Origin of the sequence: Parabacteroides sp. CH2-D42-20 (assembly GCF_003670185.1) — a bacterium.
Classification (GTDB): Bacteria; Bacteroidota; Bacteroidia; order Bacteroidales; family Tannerellaceae; genus Parabacteroides; species Parabacteroides distasonis.
Map to the genome: position 1 here is coordinate 1 of NZ_RAYG01000001.1, position 21,185 is coordinate 21,185.

Consider the following 21,185-nt stretch of genomic DNA (forward strand, 5'->3'; position numbering starts at 1 on the left):
AATGCTCATGTTTTTTGCGCATAATAATTACACATTTTATTGTTATTGAATGTGTCTACCTATATCAGCATAAGACAGAATGTTATACATTATTTATCGTTAGTAGTAATTGTTCGAGCTAATCTTTTCGGTAGCCTAATGATGGTAGATCGAAGTTTGTAGTGGTAGATGTTCACTATCTACCACCATGAGATAAATTATTCGCAATCAAAAGATTATATAAATAATGGTAGATATGGTAGATGATTTGGATTATTTACACATAGAACGATGTCCGGTGCATGTCCGGAGAGAACAACTTCTTAAACATAAATCTTTTAACTTTCTAACTTTGCCAACGGGCATTGATATATTATATTTATAACAAAAAAGGCATTCCCTGTTGATAGAGAATGCCTTTTGATTATTATTCAAAGAATAAGTATTATTCGATAACAGGAGCTTGAGTGGCTGTACCCCAATTCATAACCATTGTCTTTACAAACAAGTCGGCTGTAGGATCCCCCTTAGGAAGAGTAGGATCTGCATAACCATTACCTGCGATAGTAGCAGAAATGTTATAAACCACGTTTCTATGTACCTGACCATAATATGTGTCTTCACTATCTAATCCATCGATACCAATCTTTATCGGCCAATAGCGCAATACAGGAGTACTCTCTTCGCCGAATGTCCAAGATGTGTTATCGTTCATTATAGCTTTTATATAAACTTCACCACTGATTACCAATTCGGATGCCAAAGTTGTTTTATCCAAGACGAAAGCCGGGCCTTCTTCTTCCGGATCTTCTTGTTCTCTGGCCGCTTTTGTCTGATCATTAGGCAACACATAAAAATATAAAGAGTTAGCAAGAGCAATTTCTTTATCTCCGGAAATAGTAGCACCAGTCCAATCCTGAGTATATGTTTTTGTTGTTGTACTCAATGCCTTTATATAATTAGTCGCATCGACAGTTCCAGCAAAACGACCGAATGAGCTACTAGCGTTAGTTCCGGAATAATAATCATCTCCATTAGCTGTTTCATAAGTAGCGGCAATATTACCCCAAACCCTATTTGGCAGATTGAACCACAGATTATTATTTATGCTTTGGTCTGCCACATTCGCTTTTTTACGACCATGTAATACAAAAACATCTTTAGGTACAAACTTAATTGTTCCTGATTTGTATTTTTGAATATTATTAACCTTGACTTGAGTCATATCCAAAGAAAGAGCACTCAATTCCGCACGAGCCACATTTCTAATTAATCCTAAAGGTTTTCCAGATTCAATGCTGTTTCCTCCTGTAGTGTTCGAGTAACCATAATAATTTTCACCTTCGGCTAGTGTGAATACTGGACTGATACCACTACTCATAGGCAACCCATTTGCTCCTTCTCCGGAAAGGACATAGTAATCAGATGTCAACTCAAAAGAGTTAGCGGTTGCGGTAAGAGCTTCCATTGGAACATTTGCGAAAGCTAAAGCGCGATAGCTTGCGCCCGCTTTTAATCCTTCAAATTTGATTTCATTGTTTGAATCAGTTGACTCTTCATCCTTATTAACCGCAAGATCACTAACTTGTAAGAATGTTCCATCTTCATTATACAGAGCTACAAACAAGTTGTAAATCGTAGCTTCGCCTTCCTTGGCGTTCTCATCCCCGTTGGCTTTTGTCTGTGTGCTCTTTGTTAAGTTTTTCACCACAATGGTAAGATCAGCGGTGCCTGCTTCCGGTGTAGGTGTCGGATCCACGCTAGGAATAGGATCATCCTCGTTTGAACAAGCCGCGAACGCGCAAGCGATCATTGTCCCGAATAATAAATTTCTAAGTTTCATATACATATAATTTTATGAGTTAATAAATCTTTTATATAAACCTTTCTTTCTCAATCACTTTTTACATTTTCAGTCACATAACAAGAACGCTTTGTTCAAATCTTCCCCATGACCAATCTGTTGTTCGTTGATGACATCGCAAAGGTATTTGGACTATAAAAAAAAGTAAATAGGTGTTACTTTCATAAATAAGAGGTAAAACTATAAATTTTCATTCGGGATATTTCCGGGCTGATTAGCACCGTTGTAAGGCTATCAAAAAGAGGTTGAAAAATATCGCTTCAAAAAACAACTAAAAAATTTTGCCATTCCCCGGCGATTTTCGGGAAATGGCAAAACGATTAATTCTTACCCGGCAGATACTGTGAAGGAGTGACGCCGTATTGTTCCGTAAAACGCTTACGGAAAGTGGCGGTATCGTTGAAGCCGACCATTTCCGAAACCTCTTGGATAGAGTATCGCTGCATACTGATCAGTTCGGCGGCTTTCTTCAAACGTACCATACGGGTAAGCTCCAATATACTACTATCCGAGTAGAGTTTTATCTTTCTATATAATGTAGGGAGACTCATGTTTAAAGAATCCGCCAAAATCTTCGCCTCAAAACTAGGGTCATCCAAATGTTTCTCGATCGTCGAGATAACCGCATCCATAAAAAGATTGGAAGGGGAATCATCTTTCTTTACCGTTTTCTCTACCTCGGGATGCGCACCTACAGGACTCGACGTATAGAAACGTCTCATCTCATCCCTACGTTTCAACAAACTGTTTACCTTACTTCGTAGCACCTCTACATCGAATGGCTTGGTTATATAATCATCGGCGCCACATTCAATGCCAGCTATAACATCCTCACTCTCTACCTTTGCGGTTAGCAAGACAACTGGCACTTGCGCTAATTCTGGGATGCCTTTGATTTCACGACAGGTAGCAAGCCCATCTTTAACGGGCATCATCACGTCACATAAAATAAGATCCGGCCGTTCAGCTCGTGCGATCTCTACACCCTCATGGCCATTATGAGCTTCCGAAACATGATACTCACTGGCAAAAACATGACGCAGGAACCAACGGATCTGATCACTGTCATCAATCACCAACATTTTCTTCCCGGTCTCTTTCTTTTTCGGAACAACTTGGATCAACTCGGCGATCTCCTCCTTCTGCATCTCATTCAGCTTTACCAGATCACCATCCGGCTCGATGAATTCCACGGCACGTTCCATATAATGGCTTCTCCCCAAAGGAATCAATATCGTATATTGGGTTCCCGTCTCGTCCTCCGATGAAATTCCTTCGAAAATAGCGCCGGAGGATTCTGTCATATCCACGATCTGTTTCAAACCCAAACGGGTACTTTCGCTTTCTCCTAACCCATCATCTTTGATAGAGAAAGAACAATAAGCCTTGCCATTCGAGCGCACCACGGAAATATTGATCGAGATCTTTCCAAAGCGGTAGGTATTTTTTAACGCATTAGATAAAAGTACACGCAAGGCAAACTCCATCTTCCGACGATCTATCCAGACCCAAAGAACAGAGGTTTGGGTATTAATATGAAATTCCACATTATTCATGGCTATCCAGTCCACGAATAAATCACAAATCTGCTTTGTTATACTGATCATGTCATAACGAGCTATCCGAAGATGGTTTGCCACGTCATCTCCATGACGGGTATTTCGCAATTGCTCGATAAGGTCTTGAAGAGCCAAGGTATTACGGTAAGCAGACAATAATTGAGTCGCTTCACTAGAGTCAATATCATTTTTACGTTGTAACAGCTCACTCAACGAACCAAGCACAAGCGATAGTGGAGTACGCATTTCATGAATCGTTTCAGCAAAAAACGAATTATGGAGCTTTTCCATTTCCTCAAGGCGCTTTTTCAAATCCTCCCGTTCTACCTCATTATCCCTATTCCAATTATCAGTCTCACGGATTTTATTGACCAACATTTGTTGGATCTCCCGATTTTTTACGCTTAACGCATCGACAGACCGAAGAAGCTCATCGTTTCTCGCCATAAGCTCACCATCTTTGGCAATATTCTCTTTCTTCAACCTATACATATAATAACTCAAAAAAGCTATTACACCTATGGACACTATCAGTAAAATGATAAAAGGTAGAATTCCTTGAGAGCCCTCCATTGTATCATTGTTCGCAGCAATATAATGAGCTTCAACGAACAAGCCCCAAAATGCCATCATAAATTTCGCTTTAAAACCTTTTGATCTCATATCATTGATTATTAAGATGTTATTTATATAAAACGCCAGTAAAAAACGTTCGTTTAAATCTTGCGTTTTTATCTTCAACTTTTTTGCAGCCTTACAAAGGTCAAAAATTTTATTTAAATTTCAGTTATTCAGTTGGATAAAAATAATAAAAAAATAACATGATTATCAATGAGACTTCATAATTTATACACATGAAAACGCAAGATTTAAACGAACGTTTTTTACTATCGTTTTAATAGACGTTAACAACAACCGCATTCCTATCACACAACAGAGGCAAGGCTATCAATAAGGACTAGCGATGATATATTTACCACTCAAATTAACAGGAATAAACCCATTAACATTATTTAAGCATCATCCAAAACATGCATCAATAAAGGAATATAGAAGTACAATGATAGTTTTACCCACTTTTTTGATAAAAATACCCATCATAAAAGATACAACCTATGATTTTTATACATACATTCGCGATGTAGTGATAAGGGAAGACCGTTGAGGGGCGGTCAAAAAAAACCAAGTCACTTAGATTAAGGGTAAAGCATATAAAAAGTAGGGTCATGAAAAAGGGTAATTTTTTCGCAAATTGCGTATTTGCGGTTTCTGTTATTTTCACAGTTTTGTCATTCTCCGCTTGCACGGATGATTCAAATGACGTAGTAGCAACAACGAGTGAGGTTATTGAACAAGCCGAAGTACCATTCTCCGTGGTATTAAAAGCAATGAATTCAGATGGTAACGACATTACGACCAAGGGAGAGGTGAATGGAGCTACATTATTTGTCTTCGATCAAAACAACGATTTCTTCGAGCAGATTAATGTAAACAAATCTACAATTTTATCTCGCCGGGCTATAGACATTAACTGTCCGAACAGTAATGACATAACCGTGATCGCATGGAGTGGAATCAATTCTGGAAACGAAGAGATTTCAAACATGAGCAAAGCCAATATTATATCCGATTTGCAAGTCAGCCTAAAAGAGAATAACGGCATAGCTAATATTCCGAGCGATTTGTTCTATGGACAAGTTACGCTTCATAAGAACTCTTCAACAAAATCCACCGTATCAAACGAATTACAAATCATTCGCAAAACTTCAATTTTCCAGCTTTCAACAAAAGGACTGATCAAGTATCTAGGGAGTAATGCCGGAAATTTTGAATATCGAATTAAAAATACAAAAAGCTCATTGGACTACAATGGCAACCCAACAGGAGAAGAGGTTGAATTCGCTTTCCCCGCTTCTTTTGACGAAAAAGGTAATTTGACAACAGAAACCCAAGCCATTTTTCCGGCTCAAAATATAACGGTAGAGCTTTACAAGGACGGCAATCTTATTTTTTCTAGCGAAAAAGACAAAAATGGAGAATTATTCGCTGCAACCCCCGGAAAACGCACCGAGATCACTTTCAAGTACTCCGGAGAAGTTTCGGCTAATATTACAATTGCTGACTGGGCAACCGTTATCCAACATATAACAATGAATTAAGATACCCTCAATTTTTATATGCTTTGGCGCACGTCACGAGATTAGAGAATTTCGGGCGTGCGCTGTTTTTCTCTCAAAAACCGCATTCTCCGTGATAGGAATACCCATGATATTGACACGAACACCGTCTTAACTTTATTTAAATACTAATGAAAACCCGCTTCATCACAAGGTTCACTCCACCTGTTGATAATTTTACACACTAAGCTGATATAAATACCGATCAAATAAAGATACAACCTATGAATATTATGAATATATTCGCAACAGACATTAGGGTAAGCATATAAAAATCACAGCAGGGTCACTACATAAACAAGGGTAACTAGATTTAAATTTTATATGCTAAACGCACGCTTCAGATGATTTCCGAGGCGTGCGTTATTTATATGATAGAAATACATTCTTCTATTGAGACAAATACCATCACTCAAAACATTTAGACATACATATCTTTGTATTTATAAATCAAGCAAAGCAATTTGCGAAATTTTACCCTATGACCCTGCTTACATATATAATTACCCTTAAATTATGATGTAGGCAAACCTAATTAACATAACCGCGAGGTTACATAATTATTTTGCCTGAACAATCAAGATCGTTTACGAGAAAGATTGTTCAGGTTTTTTTATCCTCCCCAAAGACCATCTGACAGCAAAAAAAAAGGACATAAAAAAAGGAGATCGAAAAATCGACCTCCTTTTCTAGGTAGCGAGACCCGGGATTGAACCGGGGACCTCATGATTATGAATCATGCGCTCTAACCAGCTGAGCTATCTCGCCATCATTTTATTGTCACTGTTTCTCTTATTGACGGTGCAAAAGTAGGGGTTATTTTTGAATTACACAACATTTTCAATAAAAAAATTCGCTTAATTTTTAAGGCCTCCACCTAATCAGTTAGTTATTAGTTACTTTTTTCATCATTAAAATTAGTCGTTTTCAAATCTTTTATGTATCTTGCGGCAAATATAAGGATAAGAACAATGAAGAAAGAGAAGTTTCATATCGAATACATTTTCGATAAAGTTTCACGACGAAGCTTGTGGAATCACCTAACCACCGCTTTGGGACTTTCCGCTTGGTTCGCCGACGAGGTCATTATAAATGATAATCTCTATACCTTTAAATGGAGTAAAGAGGCCCAAGAGGCAACAGTGATCGACTCCAAGCCGGAGAACTTTATCCGTTACCGCTGGGTAGACGAGGAAGATGAGAGCGCTTATTTCGAATTTATAATCCATACAATCGAATTAACAGGTTCTACGGCACTTGAGATTACGGATTTCTCCGAACCCGGGGAGAAAAAAGATTCCATTAATTTATGGGACTCGCAAGTGGAAGATTTGAAGCGAACGCTTGGTATTTAGAGTAGTTTTACAGAAATCTGTGGGGTGTTATCGTTTTTTACACTACTTTTGCCACTTCAACCAGATTAGGCAATGTTGAGAATAAAACGATTATATACATTTATGCTGCAGACATTCCTGCCGTTGTTTCTTATGACATTCGGTATTTGTCTGTTTATTGTGTTGATGCAATTTCTTTGGCGATACATCGACGATATGGTGGGAAAAGGCCTTGGCATCCCTGTATTAGCGGAGATGTTTATGTATGCGGCTTTGTTTCTTGTCCCGATGGCACTTCCCTTGGCTATTCTATTAGCCTCATTAATGACTTTTGGAAATTTAGGGGAACGTCTGGAATTACTGGCCATGAAGTCTGCTGGGGTATCATTGATACATATCATGCGTCCTTTGATCGTAACGCTACTATTTGTGAGCGTGGGCGCCTTTTTCTTCCAAAACAACGTAATGCCCGTTGTCCAAGTCAAGCTATATACATTATTATATTCCATGCGCCAGAAATCACCGGAATTGGATATTCCGGAAGGTTCATTCTACAAAGATATTCCCGGATTCAATGTATATGTGAAGAAAAAGGACCCGAAGGACGGTTTATTAAAAGACGTGATGATCTATGATTATTCGGAAGGATTCAATAACGCCCGTGTAATCGTAGCGGACTCCGGACGGCTAAAGACATCCGCCGATAAATTATTCCTTGTCCTATCTTTATTTAACGGAGAATCTTTCGAGAACGTAGGTAAAAGCCAAGCCAACACGACGCAAGCGAGAACCGCCGTCCCCTATCGACGAGAATCATTCAGCAGCAAAGATATCTTGATTGAATTCGACGCGAATTTCAACCGTACCGACGAATCTTTCATGCAGAACCAATATATGGGAAAAAACTTGAAGGATTTACAAACCTCTATCGATTCGATGGGCGTACGCTTGGATAGCATCAAGGACGTGAACGCAAAAAGCATTTACGATGCCTCATACGTAAAAACACTAAAGTCCTTACGAGCTAAAAAAGAGAGTGAAGCCGAGGGGCAACCAGACGAGCAGCAGGAAAAATTGCCGGTAATCACTCCTACCATCCAGTTGGATTTCGACAGTCTTTACCAAGCGCAGGCACCGAGTAGTAAAGCGGCTTTATTAGGCCGAGCCAAATCCTCGATCGAGAATATCAAGACCGACTATTATTTCCGCGCGGCCACGGTTGGCGACGAGGCCTATAAGGTACGCCGCCACTTGACGGAATGGCATAAGAAATTCACGGTATCGTTCGCTTGCATCATGTTCTTCTTTATCGGAGCGCCCTTAGGAGCCATCATCCGTAAAGGTGGGTTGGGCGTACCGGTCGTTATCTCGGTAATCTTGTTTATCTTCTATTATATTATAGATAATATGGGCTTCAAGATGGCACGCGACGGCGTTTGGGACGCATGGGAAGGTATGTGGCTTAGCTCCGTGGTCCTAACACCTATGGGTATATTCCTAACCTATAAAGCGGTAAAAGATTCTGTTATCTTGAATGCCGACACTTACGTGAATGCCTTGAAGAACTTAATAGGTAAGCGTGAAGGGAGAAAAGTGGAGCGGAAAGAGGTTATCATATACACCCCCGATTATGAGGCAACCCTTCCTCAACTGGAGAAATTAGTGGAAGAAAGCACGACTTATCTGGCAAACCATAAACGTTGGATCAATTATCTGACATTTTGGAAACAAGGCGGAAAAGATAACACAGCGGAACTGTTAGCTCAGGACACGGAAAATATCGTGGAGGAATTAAGTAATTCCGACCAGAATTTACTCCTGAATAAATTGATGGACTACCCGGTCATCGGAGGTTACAATAATAAGCTAAGCAAGCATATAAACGGGAAACTTGCCTTGGCTATCGGTATTTTCTTCCCACTGGGATTGCCGATCTACCTATTGGCTACGTACCAACGTAAATTGCTACGGCATGATATCGTCATGGTACAAAAGACCAGTAAGGAGCTGATCAATATGATATATTCATTACATTTGCTAAAAAATAACTCGGATATAAATAATCAATAAATATGAGCGAGATTCAATTAAACACCATCGAAGAAGCTATCGAGGATTTCCGTGAAGGAAAGTTCTTAATCGTTGTAGACGACGAGGACCGGGAGAATGAAGGAGACTTTATCATCGCGGCCGAGAAAGTAACCCCGGAAAAAATCAACTTCATGTTGAAAAACGGACGAGGTGTATTATGCGCCCCGATCACGGAAGAACGTTGCCAAGAGTTGGAGCTGGATATGCAAGTTGCCAATAACACCTCTTTACTAGGTACTCCTTTCACGATAACAGTAGATAAATTAGGAGGGAAATGTACGACCGGCGTTTCCATGTACGACCGTGCGGAAACGATCTTGGCGCTGGCTGATCCAAAGACCAAGCCATCCGATCTGGGACGTCCCGGACATATCAATCCGCTCCGTGCCCGCTCTCGTGGCGTACTTCGCCGTGCGGGTCATACAGAGGCTGCCGTGGATTTGGCCCGGTTAGCCGGTTTATATCCCGCCGGAGCCTTGATCGAGATCATTAACGAGGATGGAACCATGGCACGTCTGCCGCAATTAATCGAGGTAGCCAAGAAATTCGATATCAAGATTATTTGCATCAAGGACCTGATCGCTTATCGCCTCCGGACCGAATCGATCGTAGAGAACGGCGTAGAGGTAGATCTCCCTACCGAGTACGGACATTTCCGTCTCATTCCTTTCCGCCAGAAAAGCAATGGATTAGAGCATATAGCTTTGATAAAGGGTAAATTCGAGAAAGACGAGCCTATCTTAGTACGCGTGCACTCATCTTGCGCTACAGGAGATATCTTCGGTTCCATGCGTTGCGAGTGCGGAGAGCAACTGCACGAGGCTATGCGCCGCATCGACCAAGAAGGCAAAGGGGTTATCGTTTACCTGAACCAAGAAGGACGAGGCATCGGATTGATGGAGAAGATGAAAGCATACAAGCTCCAAGAGGATGGTTTGGATACGGTGGACGCGAACTTGCATTTAGGCCATCAAGCGGACGAGCGAGATTATGGTGTCGGAGCACAGATCTTACGTCATATCGGCGTAACGAAAATGCGCCTGATGAGCAATAATCCGGTAAAACGCGTAGGTCTGGAAGCTTACGGACTTGAGGTAGTAGAGAACGTTCCTATCGAGGTGAAACCAAATCCATACAACGAATTCTACATGAAAACGAAGAAAGAACGTATGGGGCATGTGCTGCATAACATTAAATAGTTATCAGAACGTTGCAAGAATTCCGATTATTGATTACTTTTGTCGCATAATAATAAAACAACCTATACAAAAAGCAATGTCATGACACAAGTCTCAGATCGTTTAGCGAGTTTATCGCCTTCAGCAACATTGGCGATGTCACAAAAGAGCGGTGAGTTGAAAGCTCAAGGTATCGATGTTATCAACTTAAGTGTGGGAGAACCCGATTTCAATACTCCCGACTTCATTAAAGAAGCCGCGAAGAAGGCGATTGACGATAATTTCTCACGTTATTCTCCCGTAGCGGGTTATCCGGCATTACGTAATGCTATCGTTGCCAAATTGAAGAACGAGAATGGACTGGAATATACAGCAGGCCAGATCTCTTGTGCAAACGGTGCCAAACAATCCGTTTGTAACACGGTCATGGTATTGGTAAATCCGGGGGACGAGGTTATCATCCCTGCCCCTTTCTGGGTAAGCTATCCGGAGATGGTGAAGTTAGCGGAAGGAACTCCCGTTATCGTTCCGGCTGGTATCGAGCAAGATTTCAAGATCACTCCAGCTCAGCTGGAAGCCGCTATTACACCTAAGACTAAAGCGTTAATCCTTTGCTCTCCCTCCAACCCGACGGGTTCTGTTTACAGCGCCGAGGAATTGGCAGGTTTAGCGGAAGTATTGAAAAAACATCCGGATATCATCGTTATAGCGGATGAGATCTACGAACATATTAACTATATTGGTAAACACAACAGCATCGCTTCTATCGAAGGAATGAAAGACCGTACGGTTATCGTAAACGGCGTTTCCAAAGCGTATGCGATGACTGGCTGGCGTATCGGTTTCATCGCCGGACCGGAATGGATCGTGAAAGCGGTTAATAAATTACAAGGACAATATACCTCTGGCCCTTGCTCCGTATCTCAAAAAGCGGCGGAAGCGGCTTATACAGGCTCACAAGAACCCGTTGAGGAAATGCGTAAGGCCTTCGAACGCCGCCGTGACTTAATCGTTAATTTAGCGAAAGAAGTTCCGGGCTTCGAGGTGAATAAACCGGAAGGCGCCTTCTACTTATTCCCCAAATGTAGTTATTATTACGGCAAGACAGATGGAACCCGTGTAATCAACAACGCTGATGACTTAGCTATGTATCTCTTAGAAGTAGCGCACGTAGCTTGCGTAGGTGGTACCTCTTTCGGGGCACCCGAGTGTATCCGCATGAGTTACGCTACCAGCGATGAGAATATCGCAGAGGCGATCAAACGTATTAAGGATGCGTTGGCCGCATTGAAATAAGAAAAAATTAAACAGATATACTTACTTGGCAAAGTAAGATATACTGCATTGGACAAGTAAGTATATCTTCTATGGGCAAGTAAGCTATACTTCATAAAAAAGGCGATACATTGGGTTGTACCGCCTTTTTCTCTATATCAAATACGTTACCGCAATTATTCAGCACGCAAAGTGAAACGTTTGAACGCCAAGATTTGTAACTCAGGATCGATCTCCTTCATTGTCTCTCTTACAGTCTTCTTGCCATCCATAATGTCTTCTTGGTTCAACAAGCAAACCTCTTTCAAGAACTTGCCTAGACGACCCTTAGCGATATTCTCGATCATCTGTTGAGGTAAGTTAGCCGCCTTCTCAGCGGAAACAGTAGCGATGATTTCTTTAGCCTTAGCTACATCCTCTGCCGTGATCCAGCCCTTATCCATGTTACTTTCCATGTGAGCCTCGCTATCTACATGCGAAGGATTAATACCAGCCTTCTTCAATGCAGCCTCTACAGCCTTCTGTACCTGCTCAGCCTTCGTCTTCTCGATAGCAACCTGGATCTCTTTCTCTTTTACAGACTCAGGAACACCAGCCTCATCGATAGCGATCGGGTTCATAGCGGCGATCTGCATAACGATATTGTGAGCGGCTTCCTCAGACTCCTTGTTGAAAGCGGCGATCGTACAAAGTTGGTTCTTACCCATATGGTTGTATACAGTAGTGTAAGCACCTTCAACTACGCAGTAGCCATCCAACTCCATTTTCTCGCCAGTGATACCGCTACGATCCGTAACAGCTTCTTGGATAGTACCCTTGCCCATAGGCAAAGCTTTCACCTCGTCCAAAGTACGGCATTTGTTAGCCACGGCAGCGTCCAAGATAGCCTGAGTCAAAGCTACGAAGTCCTCATTCTTAGCCACGAAGTCTGTTTCGCACTTCAAAGCGATGATAGCGGCGAACTCGCCATCCTTCTTAGCCAACACACAACCCTCGGCAGCCTCACGATCAGAACGTTTAGCGGCGATAGCCTGTCCTTTTTTACGGATAATTTCCATTGCTTTCTCGATGTCACCGTCAGACTCAGTCAAAGCCTTCTTACAGTCCATCATACCAGCTCCACTCATTTTGCGCAGCTTGGTAATATCAGCCATTGTTACAGCCATAATCTTATTTCCTTTATCTTTAAAATGTTTATACTTTCAAAAATTGACAATGGACAGTTGCCAATTGACAAATCCTGTCAAAAGCCAACTGCCCATTGTATTTGTATTCTAATTGTCAATTGTCAACGTCAATTGTCAATCGAATTATTCTTCGTCTTTCGCGAACTTACCGGCAACGTTAGCGTTCAACGCATCGTCGTCTTCTTTCTTCGTACGTTCTTTCTTAACAGCAGCTTTTGCCTTACGCTCTCTTTTCGGAGCTTCCTCAGCAGCCTCTGCGTCAATTTTCTCAGCCTTACGCTCTTGCAAGCCTTCGTTCATAGCCTCGCAGATAGCGCCCAAGATAACCTCTACAGACTTTGTAGCGTCATCGTTAGCCGGGATAACGTAGTCGATATTGTTCGGATTAGAGTTCGTATCAACCATACCGAATACAGGGATACCCAAACGGTTAGCCTCGCGAACAGCGATATGCTCTTTCATCACGTCTACAACGAACAACGCTGACGGAAGACGAGTAAGGTCTACGATAGAACCTAAAGTCTTCTCCAACTTAGCGCGTTGGCGAGTGATTTGAAGTTTTTCTCTCTTAGAAAGATTATCAAATGTACCATCTTTTGTCATCTTATCGATAGTAGCCATCTTCTTGATAGCTTTACGGATCGTCGGGAAGTTGGTCAACATACCACCCGGCCAGCGCTCGATAACGTAAGGCATACCTACGGAAGCAGCCTTATCAGCGACAACTTGTTTAGCTTGTTTTTTGGTAGCCACGAAAAGAACTTTCTTGCCTTGTTTAGCCAAGTTCTTCATAACTTCAGCGGCTTCGTCTACTTTAGCAACTGTTTTATAAAGGTCAATGATATGAATACCATTGCGCTCCATGAAGATATAAGGAGCCATAGCGGGATTCCACTTTCTTTTTAAGTGTCCGAAGTGTACACCAGCCTCTAATAATTGATCAAAATTTACTCTTGACATTGTTTTTTTCTTAAATCGTTTACTTTCTTTGTTTAATTTCAACCATCAGGTAGTCTTTCCGCATGTCCACATGTAAAAAGAATCCCGATAATTTAGATACTAAACGCTTCGCTTTACTTGTAAGGGACTCACAAATAACATTAACGTTTACTGAACTGGAATCTCTTACGAGCTTTCGGACGACCCGGTTTCTTACGCTCAACAGCACGAGGATCGCGAGTTACGAATCCTTCCGCTCTTAAGACAGCCTTATCTTCCGGATTAATCTTTATCAACGCACGAGAGATAGCCAAACGGGCAGCCTCAGACTGACCTTTGAAACCACCACCGTCAAGGTTGATCTTAATATCATATTGCTCAGCGACGTTCAACTTTGCTAACGGCTGCTTTACGATAAACTGAAGGATTGAAGAAGGAAAGTATTTTTCCAGCTCACGTTTGTTGATCGTGATCTTTCCCGTACCTTCGCTAACGAATACGCGAGCGACTGCCGCTTTACGTCTTCCTATTGCATTTACTACTTCCATCGTGATTATTTATATGAGTTTATATCGATTAACTTAGGTTGTTGAGCCTCGTGCTTGTGCTCAGTTCCCTCATAAACGTACATGTTGTTCAACAACTTTGCACCCAGACGGTTCTTAGGCAACATACCTTTTACTACTTTACGGAACAGACGGTCGCCACCTTTCTTCAAAAGATCAGCCGGAGTATACTCGATCTGTCCACCGGGATATCCGGTATATCTCAAATAAATACGATCGTTCCACTTGTTACCAGTCAGAACGACTTTGTCTGCATTGATGATGATTACGTTATCACCACAGTCAACGTGCGGAGTGAAATTGGGTTTGTACTTACCGCGCAAAAGCTTCGCTACTTTAGCGCAAAGGCGACCTAACGTCTGGCCTTCAGCATCAACAATGACCCACTCTTTGTTTACAGTTGCCTTGTTTGCAGAAATGGTCTTAAAACTTAAAGTATCCACTGCTTAAAAATTAAATTAATTAATAACTCAAAAAACTAGCCTTACCAACATTGTCACAACGGACACATGATGCAACAACGTGCTAAGAACTAAACTCTTAGTACAATTTGATAATAATCGGCTTGCAAAGGTACGGCTTTTATCCGAACTTCCAAACAAATCCTACTATTTTTCAAGTTATTAAGATCCTTGCTTGTTCGTATATTCAATCATGAGCTCATCAATCAAGTAAGCATCGCTCATACAATGCAAGTCTCCCACTTTTTTCCGCAAATAGACATAAGTATTCGATTCATAGAAAAGACGCAACGCTTTACGGTTATCAATATGCAGCCGCTCAGCCAGACCGTTTATAATACGGGCATATTTCATCTGGAGTAATATTTCATTTGCTTGGGACATAAAGCTCTCCCTCCTTTATTAATAGAATGGCTTCCACAAAAAACAAGCAGCTATCCAATAATGATTGATTGATCAGACATAATTGGTTATTGGGCTTTTCAAAACGAAGACGTCTAAGCGCCTCTTCTTTCGGGATCAGTCCTGTATAATAAAGCTCAATCGTATTAAATACCCGATCGTTAGCGACACCACCTTCCACCATGTCGTATCCTTTCCACGGACACTCACCTCTTCTGCTAGATATCACGAAATCTAACCAATCATTATCGTATGAGCTAAAACTCAGCACACGATATTCCAACCTTATCGTTTCAATATCCAGATTATAGACGTTCAAATAAGCCTCCTCGCAATTCTTTACCATAGCGACCCGTTTAGCCCATGTCTCCGCTTGCTCTTTTAAGTCAGTCACATAAAAGCCTTTTCCAAAATCAAGATTATCCCGACAAGCACCCGCTAAAGGGTTACTCACGCACAACGTAGAGCCATGGTATACTTTTAGCATGAAGCCCCTCCTTTCTCCCGATTCCTAAGAGCCTCTATGATATCATCTACAATATGCTCCCGGCTTTCCGTATGTAAAGCGTCATAACAACCTATAATGAAATCATCCATTAAGCCAGAACATTCGAGCTTACGATAAACATTCTCTGGAAGTTCATTCAACCGCTTAGCGACCTCCTCGATACAAAAAACGGCAAACTCTATTTTTTTATCATTATAAGTCATATCCTATTTCCGGAAGTAATATCCCAATGAGAACGTCACGTTATTCTGGTAAACGGAAGTCTCGCCGTCACGCTTCAAGGCCCGGCGGTCTATCATGCCGCATAGGGAGCTTACGGAGAAGAAAAAGTTACTATATTCTACCGATAGGCCGACATTCATGCCAAAGTCGCAAGGTTTCAAGTCCTTCTCATCGGACACGCCGAAATGGAGATCCGGATTGGTCTCCCGGCTCTTCATCTTGCCAAACAAGGACCAATCAAAGGTAGGACCGGCGAATACGGACAGATGAACGTCCGTGAAGGTAAATGTATAAGCCACATTCACGGGAATCTGCAAAGAGTAATACCAACATTTATTATGAAGCGCCATCCCATGTATATCCTGATTCGAATAATAAGCGCCACCTTGGTTCACGAACGCCACCTCAGGACGAAGCGACCATTTTTTATTCTTGCTCAAAGGAATATCCGCCAAACCCGCTATGCTGAAACCGAAGCGGGCTCCCGCCTCATACGTATCCTCCACCTTCTGGATCAACGAAGAATAAGCGCCTCCGGCACGTACGCCGAAAGAAACCTGAGCCATCGCCGGTAAAATCATCATCACGGCAATCAACAACAATCCGATCTTTCTCATAAACTTCCTCATTTGCTTTTCCTTCTAATAGTAAGCAAAGATATACATTTTTCAATAACATCTACATTTATCCTACTGAAACCTATAAGAAAGCGGTATAAAAAGCACGGCTTTGCCATTTAAGCTTTAACGAATGGCACAACATGATACATCTTATCCTTGCAACATTAATCAAAAGTAAGATCACCTTTTACGATAGATTAGTCTCCCTTGCTCTAGCAAAATGACACTTTGTAAACAGAACTCCCTGAAATTCGCTTTTCACACAGAAAAACGCCATTCATAACTATCTTCCATCCGCTAGTTCGAGCACCTCACGAAAACCTCCTGTCACGATATACGGCTTATATCAAGCAAAATATCAATACAACATCTGTTTATATAACATATAGATTCTATAGAATCACACATATTATAACCTCATTATATCCTTCAGAAAACACGTACGTCTTTTCCAAAAACATGTACGTGTTTCCGAAAAAAGACGTACGTGTTTTTTTAAAAGCAAAACAACCTCTCTCGTACTAAAAATATTTCCTACCTTTATGCACTCATTTCAATATGCACCAGACTATACATTAATATATATGGAACCGTTTATTCATTTACACGTACATACCCAGTATTCCTTGCTGGACGGACAGGCATCCATCGACGCGTTGATCGACAAAGCGTACAAAGACGGAATGCGTGCGATCGCCGTAACAGACCATGGCGTTATGTTCGGTATCAAGGAGTTTTTCAATAAGGTTAGCAAAAAGAACAGTAAACCTCTCGGGATCATCAAGGACTCCGAGAAAGAACTAAAACCGCTGCTGGCCAAGGATGCTCCAACCGATGAGGAACAACAAAGGATAACGGAACTACAAAAACAAATCGCCGAAGCGAAAGCTTCCATCTTCAAGCCGATCATCGGGTGCGAATGTTATTGCGCTCGCAACGGAAGGCATAGCAAGCTGGCCTCGCAAGACGACCGTAGCGGCTGGCACTTGATCGTTCTGGCCAAAAATAAGAACGGATACAAGAACCTGATCAAGATGGTATCCCTCTCATGGACGGAAGGATTCTACGGACGTCCGCGTATCGACAAAGAGTTGTTGGAGAAATACCACGAGGATCTGATCATCTGCTCCGCCTGTTTAGGTGGAGAGATTCCACAGCATATCATGCACGGACGAATCGATAAGGCCGAGGAGTCTATCAAATGGTTCAAAAACTTATTCGGAGAAGACTATTACCTTGAGATGCAACGGCACGAGACACACGACCCCAACGCCGATTGCACGATTTTCCCGCATCAACAAGAGGTGAACAAGGTACTGATCGAACTTGCTCACAAACATAATATCAAGCTAATCGCCACCAACGACGTCCATTTCGTCAATGCCGACGACGCTGAGGCTCACGACCGCCTGATCTGCCTTAGTACCGGCAAAGACTTGGACGACCCCAAGCGTATGCGCTACTCCAAGCAAGAATGGATGAAGACAACCGCCGAGATGAACACCATCTTCGCCGATATCCCCGAAGCTTTGAGTAATACGCTCGAGATAGCCGACAAAATAGAATTCTACTCCATCGACAGCGGTCCTATTATGCCGACTTTCGCCATTCCCGAGGAGTTCGGTACCGAGGAGTCCTACCGTCAGAAATTGACAGAGCATGATTTATTTGAGGAATTCACCCGAGACGAGAACGGTAATGTCGTATTAAGCGAGGAAGAGGCGCACTCCAAAATCAAGAAATTAGGTGGATACGACAAACTATACCGCATCAAGCTGGAAGCCGACTATTTGGCGAAATTGACATACGACGGAGCCAAGGAGCTTTACGGAAACCCCTTGAACGATGAAGTAAAGGAGCGTCTGAACTTCGAGTTACATATCATGAAGACCATGGGTTTCCCCGGCTACTTCTTGATCGTGCAAGATTTCATCCGTGCCGCTCGTGAGGAACTCGGTGTATCCGTAGGACCGGGACGTGGTTCGGCCGCCGGATCTGCCGTAGCTTATTGCTTAGGGATCACCAAGATCGACCCGATCAAATATGACCTCCTGTTCGAGCGTTTCTTGAATCCGGACCGTATCTCCCTCCCCGATATCGATACCGACTTCGATGATGATGGCCGTGGCGAGGTCTTACGCTGGGTAACGGAGAAATACGGTGCCGAGCGTGTGGCTCATATCATTACTTATGGTACGATGGCTACCAAGTCCGCTATCAAGGATGTCGCCCGGGTACAGAAATTACCGTTATCCGAATCGAACCGGTTAGCCAAATTGGTTCCGGATAAGATCCCTGACATGAAGAAGTTCAAATTGGGCGACGCCATCAAGTATGTGCCGGAACTAAAAGAGGCGGCTAACGGAAATGATCCGCTGGCACGGGATACCTTGAAATACGCCCAGATGCTGGAAGGCAACGTCCGTAACACGGGTGTACACGCCTGCGGTGTCATTATCGGACGTTATGATATATCGGATGTCGTACCTGTCAGTACGGCGAAAGACAAGGATACCGGCGAGGAGATGCTGGTTACCCAATACGAGGGTTCCGTGATCGAGGAAACCGGATTGATCAAGATGGACTTCTTGGGCTTGAAGACCTTGTCCATCATCAAGGAAGCGATCGAGAACGTGAAACTGACTACCGGACATGATCTGGATATCGACCATATCAGTCTGGAGGACCCCAAGACTTATAAATTGTATTGCGACGGAAAGACAACCGGTACATTCCAGTTCGAGTCCGCCGGTATGCAAAAGTATTTGAAGGAGTTGCAACCTTCTAAATTCGAGGACTTGATCGCCATGAACGCCCTGTATCGCCCGGGCCCAATGGATTACATCCCTTCTTTTATCGCCCGTAAACAGGGTAAGGAGGAGATCAAGTACGATATTCCCGTCATGGAACGCTACCTAAAAGATACGTACGGTATTACGGTCTATCAGGAGCAGGTCATGCTTCTATCCCGTTTGCTCGCTAACTTCACGCGTGGTGAGAGTGATGCCTTACGTAAGGCGATGGGTAAGAAGTTGATCGAGAAGATGAACCACTTGAAGTCTAAATTTATGGCTGGTGGTCAAGCCAACGGCTATAAAGAGGAAACTTTAAATAAGATCTGGTCCGACTGGGAGAAGTTCGCCTCATACGCATTCAATAAGAGTCACGCTACTTGTTATTCATGGGTGGCTTATCAGACCGCTTACTTGAAAGCGAACTTCCCGTCCGAGTATATGGCCGCCGTCTTGAGCCGAAGCTTATCCAATATCACGGATATCACGAAGTTCATGGATGAATGTAAAGCGATGGGTATTCAAGTATTGGGACCGGACGTGAACGAGTCTATCTTGAAGTTCAGCGTAGATAAGAACAAGAACATCCGCTTCGGGCTAGGTGCCGTGAAAGGCGTAGGTGAGTCCGCCGTACAAAATATCATAGAGGAACGCAAGAAGAACGGCCCGTACAAGAGTATCTTCGATTTCGTAGAACGGGTGAACTTGACCGCTTGCAATAAGAAAAACATAGAGTCCATGGCTTTGGCCGGAGCGTTCGATAACTTCGGTATCCAGCGTGAGCAGTTCTTCACCGACAGTGGAAAAGGAGAATTGTTTTTGGATACCTTGGTTCGCTATGGTAACAAATACCAGATGGATAAGAGCACGGCAGTCAACTCTTTATTCGGTGGAGACGCCTTGATCGCCATCGCTAAACCGGAGATCCCGCAATGCGAGCGTTGGAGCGATCTCGAACGCCTGAATAAAGAGAAGGAGTTGGTCGGTATTTACCTATCCGCCCACCCGTTGGATGAATACCGTATCATATTAAAGTATGTATGTAATACCGGCATGGTAGAACTTAACGAGCGGGAAACCTTACAAGGCCGGGAAGTTTTATTAGGTGGTATCGTCACCGGTTTCCGGGAAGGAATGACCAAGAACGGAAAGCCTTACGGTATCTTGAAGATCGAGGATTTCACGGGTAGTGGCGAGATCCCGCTTTTCGGACAGGATTATATCGAATACAGCAAGTATGGTAAAATAGGGATGTATCTCTTGATCACCGCCCGTGTAGAGCCTAGCCGCTGGGACCCCAATAAACTGGACTTCAAGATTGGTACCGTCAACCTTTTGCAAGACGAGAAAGACAAGCTGATCGAGAAAATCAGTATCACGGTCCCGATCCATGATTTGGACGAGCCGACAATCAATGAGCTTTCGGTATTGATCAAGAACAATCCGGGCCATAGCCTGTTATATTTTAAGGTTGTCGATGGGGAACATAATATTTCCCTAAATCTCTTCTCCCAAAATATCCGCTTAAACGTGACCCGTGAGCTGGTAGACTTTTTACAGGAGAACGAGAATATCGATTTTAAAATTAATGGTTAAAGTTGTACGACGCTGAAAGAATTTGTACTTTTGGCGTCATAACAATCATTAGATTATAATTCATAATTAAATAATACGTAATTCAAAATGGCACTACAAATTACAGACGCTAATTTCGAGGAGTTGGTTAACTCCGGAAAGCCCATGGTTCTTGACTTTTGGGCAGAGTGGTGTGGCCCTTGCCGCATGGTATCTCCTATCATTGATGAGTTGGCAACCGAATACGAAGGTCGTGTGACGATCGGTAAAATGAACGTTGACGAGAATGACGATGTAGTCGGACAATTCGGTATCCGCAACATCCCTACCGTTCTTTTCTTCAAAGACGGTAAGATGGTTGATAAAGTAGTAGGCGCTACGGCTAAGGATAAGTTCGTAGAAAAGATCGAGGCAATGCTTAAATAATTGAAAGTTGAGAATTGAGAATTGAAAATA

General features: G+C 42.6%; 17 protein-coding genes and 1 tRNA gene. 7 read left to right on the forward strand and 11 right to left on the reverse strand.

Annotated features, from left to right (window positions below):
* Positions 1–424: 424 nt before the first annotated feature.
* Together D7V92_RS00005 and D7V92_RS00010 are read right to left on the reverse strand one after the other, a co-directional pair.
* A complete protein-coding gene (locus tag D7V92_RS00005) occupies positions 425–1,822 on the reverse strand; it encodes a fimbrial protein (protein ID WP_233572767.1) in 1,398 nt (465 codons plus the stop codon).
* Between the two features lie 341 nt (positions 1,823–2,163).
* Positions 2,164–4,032: a response regulator gene (locus D7V92_RS00010; RefSeq protein ID WP_232428557.1), complete on the reverse strand. Its 1,869-nt coding sequence runs from the start codon at positions 4,030–4,032 to the stop codon at positions 2,164–2,166.
* 596 nt (positions 4,033–4,628) lie between these two features.
* Here D7V92_RS00010 and D7V92_RS00015 point away from each other — a divergent pair.
* The gene (locus D7V92_RS00015) at positions 4,629–5,561 is read left to right on the forward strand and encodes a FimB/Mfa2 family fimbrial subunit (RefSeq protein ID WP_008772802.1); all 933 of its coding nucleotides are present in this window, start codon (positions 4,629–4,631) and stop codon (positions 5,559–5,561) included.
* A 712-nt stretch (positions 5,562–6,273) separates the two neighbouring features.
* Here the strand turns inward: D7V92_RS00015 and D7V92_RS00020 are convergent.
* Positions 6,274–6,347: transfer RNA gene (locus D7V92_RS00020), tRNA-Met, on the reverse strand.
* A 203-nt stretch (positions 6,348–6,550) separates the two neighbouring features.
* On the opposite strand from D7V92_RS00020, the gene D7V92_RS00025 reads away from it, so the two are divergent.
* The 4 genes from D7V92_RS00025 (at position 6,551) to D7V92_RS00040 (ending at position 11,478) form a co-directional block, all read left to right on the forward strand.
* Complete coding sequence (locus D7V92_RS00025; protein WP_005867543.1) at positions 6,551–6,934, forward strand: START-like domain-containing protein; 384 nt, start codon at positions 6,551–6,553, stop codon at positions 6,932–6,934.
* A gap of 102 nt (positions 6,935–7,036) precedes the next feature.
* Complete coding sequence (locus tag D7V92_RS00030; protein ID WP_048927139.1) at positions 7,037–8,983, forward strand: LptF/LptG family permease; 1,947 nt, start codon at positions 7,037–7,039, stop codon at positions 8,981–8,983.
* A 2-nt stretch (positions 8,984–8,985) separates the two neighbouring features.
* The gene (locus tag D7V92_RS00035) at positions 8,986–10,203 is read left to right on the forward strand and encodes a bifunctional 3,4-dihydroxy-2-butanone-4-phosphate synthase/GTP cyclohydrolase II (protein ID WP_005859476.1); all 1,218 of its coding nucleotides are present in this window, start codon (positions 8,986–8,988) and stop codon (positions 10,201–10,203) included.
* Between the two features lie 81 nt (positions 10,204–10,284).
* Entirely contained in the window at positions 10,285–11,478 is a 1,194-nt protein-coding gene (locus D7V92_RS00040) for a pyridoxal phosphate-dependent aminotransferase (protein WP_005859478.1), read from the forward strand.
* Between the two features lie 155 nt (positions 11,479–11,633).
* Here the strand turns inward: D7V92_RS00040 and tsf are convergent, their stop codons facing one another.
* The 8 genes from tsf to D7V92_RS00075 form a co-directional block, all read right to left on the reverse strand.
* Positions 11,634–12,623: a translation elongation factor Ts gene (gene tsf, locus D7V92_RS00045; RefSeq protein WP_005859480.1), complete on the reverse strand. Its 990-nt coding sequence runs from the start codon at positions 12,621–12,623 to the stop codon at positions 11,634–11,636.
* A gap of 144 nt (positions 12,624–12,767) precedes the next feature.
* Positions 12,768–13,604: a 30S ribosomal protein S2 gene (gene rpsB / locus D7V92_RS00050; RefSeq protein WP_005859482.1), complete on the reverse strand. Its 837-nt coding sequence runs from the start codon at positions 13,602–13,604 to the stop codon at positions 12,768–12,770.
* 140 nt (positions 13,605–13,744) lie between these two features.
* Entirely contained in the window at positions 13,745–14,131 is a 387-nt protein-coding gene (rpsI, locus tag D7V92_RS00055) for a 30S ribosomal protein S9 (protein WP_005859484.1), read from the reverse strand.
* A 5-nt stretch (positions 14,132–14,136) separates the two neighbouring features.
* A complete protein-coding gene (gene rplM, locus D7V92_RS00060) occupies positions 14,137–14,592 on the reverse strand; it encodes a 50S ribosomal protein L13 (protein WP_005859486.1) in 456 nt (151 codons plus the stop codon).
* Positions 14,593–14,772: 180 nt separating this feature from the next.
* Positions 14,773–14,994, reverse strand: a complete 222-nt coding sequence (locus D7V92_RS22130) for a DUF3791 domain-containing protein (RefSeq protein ID WP_181987507.1) — start codon at positions 14,992–14,994, stop codon at positions 14,773–14,775.
* Entirely contained in the window at positions 14,978–15,499 is a 522-nt protein-coding gene (locus tag D7V92_RS00065; RefSeq protein ID WP_181987506.1) for a DUF3990 domain-containing protein, read from the reverse strand. Before D7V92_RS00065 ends, D7V92_RS22130 begins: the two co-directional genes overlap by 17 nt.
* Complete coding sequence (locus D7V92_RS00070; protein ID WP_121772024.1) at positions 15,493–15,723, reverse strand: DUF3791 domain-containing protein; 231 nt, start codon at positions 15,721–15,723, stop codon at positions 15,493–15,495. Before D7V92_RS00070 ends, D7V92_RS00065 begins: the two co-directional genes overlap by 7 nt.
* A gap of 3 nt (positions 15,724–15,726) precedes the next feature.
* Positions 15,727–16,359: a porin family protein gene (locus D7V92_RS00075; RefSeq protein WP_008777864.1), complete on the reverse strand. Its 633-nt coding sequence runs from the start codon at positions 16,357–16,359 to the stop codon at positions 15,727–15,729.
* A gap of 587 nt (positions 16,360–16,946) precedes the next feature.
* On the opposite strand from D7V92_RS00075, the gene dnaE reads away from it, so the two are divergent.
* Both dnaE and trxA read left to right on the forward strand, forming a co-directional pair.
* Positions 16,947–20,750 carry a DNA polymerase III subunit alpha gene (gene dnaE, locus D7V92_RS00080; protein WP_121772129.1) on the forward strand — a complete coding sequence of 1,268 codons (3,804 nt, stop codon included), beginning with the start codon at positions 16,947–16,949 and terminating at the stop codon, positions 20,748–20,750.
* A gap of 87 nt (positions 20,751–20,837) precedes the next feature.
* Complete coding sequence (gene trxA, locus D7V92_RS00085; protein WP_005867529.1) at positions 20,838–21,155, forward strand: thioredoxin; 318 nt, start codon at positions 20,838–20,840, stop codon at positions 21,153–21,155.
* The last annotated feature ends 30 nt before the right edge of the window (positions 21,156–21,185 follow it).

Coding starts and splice junctions, on each gene's coding strand:
- D7V92_RS00005 (WP_233572767.1), bottom strand. CDS start 1,822: ATGAAACTTAGAAATTTATTATTCGGGACAATGATCGCTTGCGCGTTC.
- D7V92_RS00010 (WP_232428557.1), bottom strand. CDS start 4,032: ATGGCATTTTGGGGCTTGTTCGTTGAAGCTCATTATATTGCTGCGAAC.
- D7V92_RS00015 (WP_008772802.1), top strand. CDS start 4,629: ATGAAAAAGGGTAATTTTTTCGCAAATTGCGTATTTGCGGTTTCTGTT.
- D7V92_RS00025 (WP_005867543.1), top strand. CDS start 6,551: ATGAAGAAAGAGAAGTTTCATATCGAATACATTTTCGATAAAGTTTCA.
- D7V92_RS00030 (WP_048927139.1), top strand. CDS start 7,037: ATGCTGCAGACATTCCTGCCGTTGTTTCTTATGACATTCGGTATTTGT.
- D7V92_RS00035 (WP_005859476.1), top strand. CDS start 8,986: ATGAGCGAGATTCAATTAAACACCATCGAAGAAGCTATCGAGGATTTC.
- D7V92_RS00040 (WP_005859478.1), top strand. CDS start 10,285: ATGACACAAGTCTCAGATCGTTTAGCGAGTTTATCGCCTTCAGCAACA.
- tsf (WP_005859480.1), bottom strand. CDS start 12,623: ATGGCTGTAACAATGGCTGATATTACCAAGCTGCGCAAAATGAGTGGA.
- rpsB (WP_005859482.1), bottom strand. CDS start 13,604: ATGTCAAGAGTAAATTTTGATCAATTATTAGAGGCTGGTGTACACTTC.
- rpsI (WP_005859484.1), bottom strand. CDS start 14,131: ATGGAAGTAGTAAATGCAATAGGAAGACGTAAAGCGGCAGTCGCTCGC.
- D7V92_RS22130 (WP_181987507.1), bottom strand. CDS start 14,994: ATGTCCCAAGCAAATGAAATATTACTCCAGATGAAATATGCCCGTATT.
- D7V92_RS00065 (WP_181987506.1), bottom strand. CDS start 15,499: ATGCTAAAAGTATACCATGGCTCTACGTTGTGCGTGAGTAACCCTTTA.
- D7V92_RS00070 (WP_121772024.1), bottom strand. CDS start 15,723: ATGACTTATAATGATAAAAAAATAGAGTTTGCCGTTTTTTGTATCGAG.
- D7V92_RS00075 (WP_008777864.1), bottom strand. CDS start 16,359: ATGAGAAAGATCGGATTGTTGTTGATTGCCGTGATGATGATTTTACCG.
- dnaE (WP_121772129.1), top strand. CDS start 16,947: ATGGAACCGTTTATTCATTTACACGTACATACCCAGTATTCCTTGCTG.
- trxA (WP_005867529.1), top strand. CDS start 20,838: ATGGCACTACAAATTACAGACGCTAATTTCGAGGAGTTGGTTAACTCC.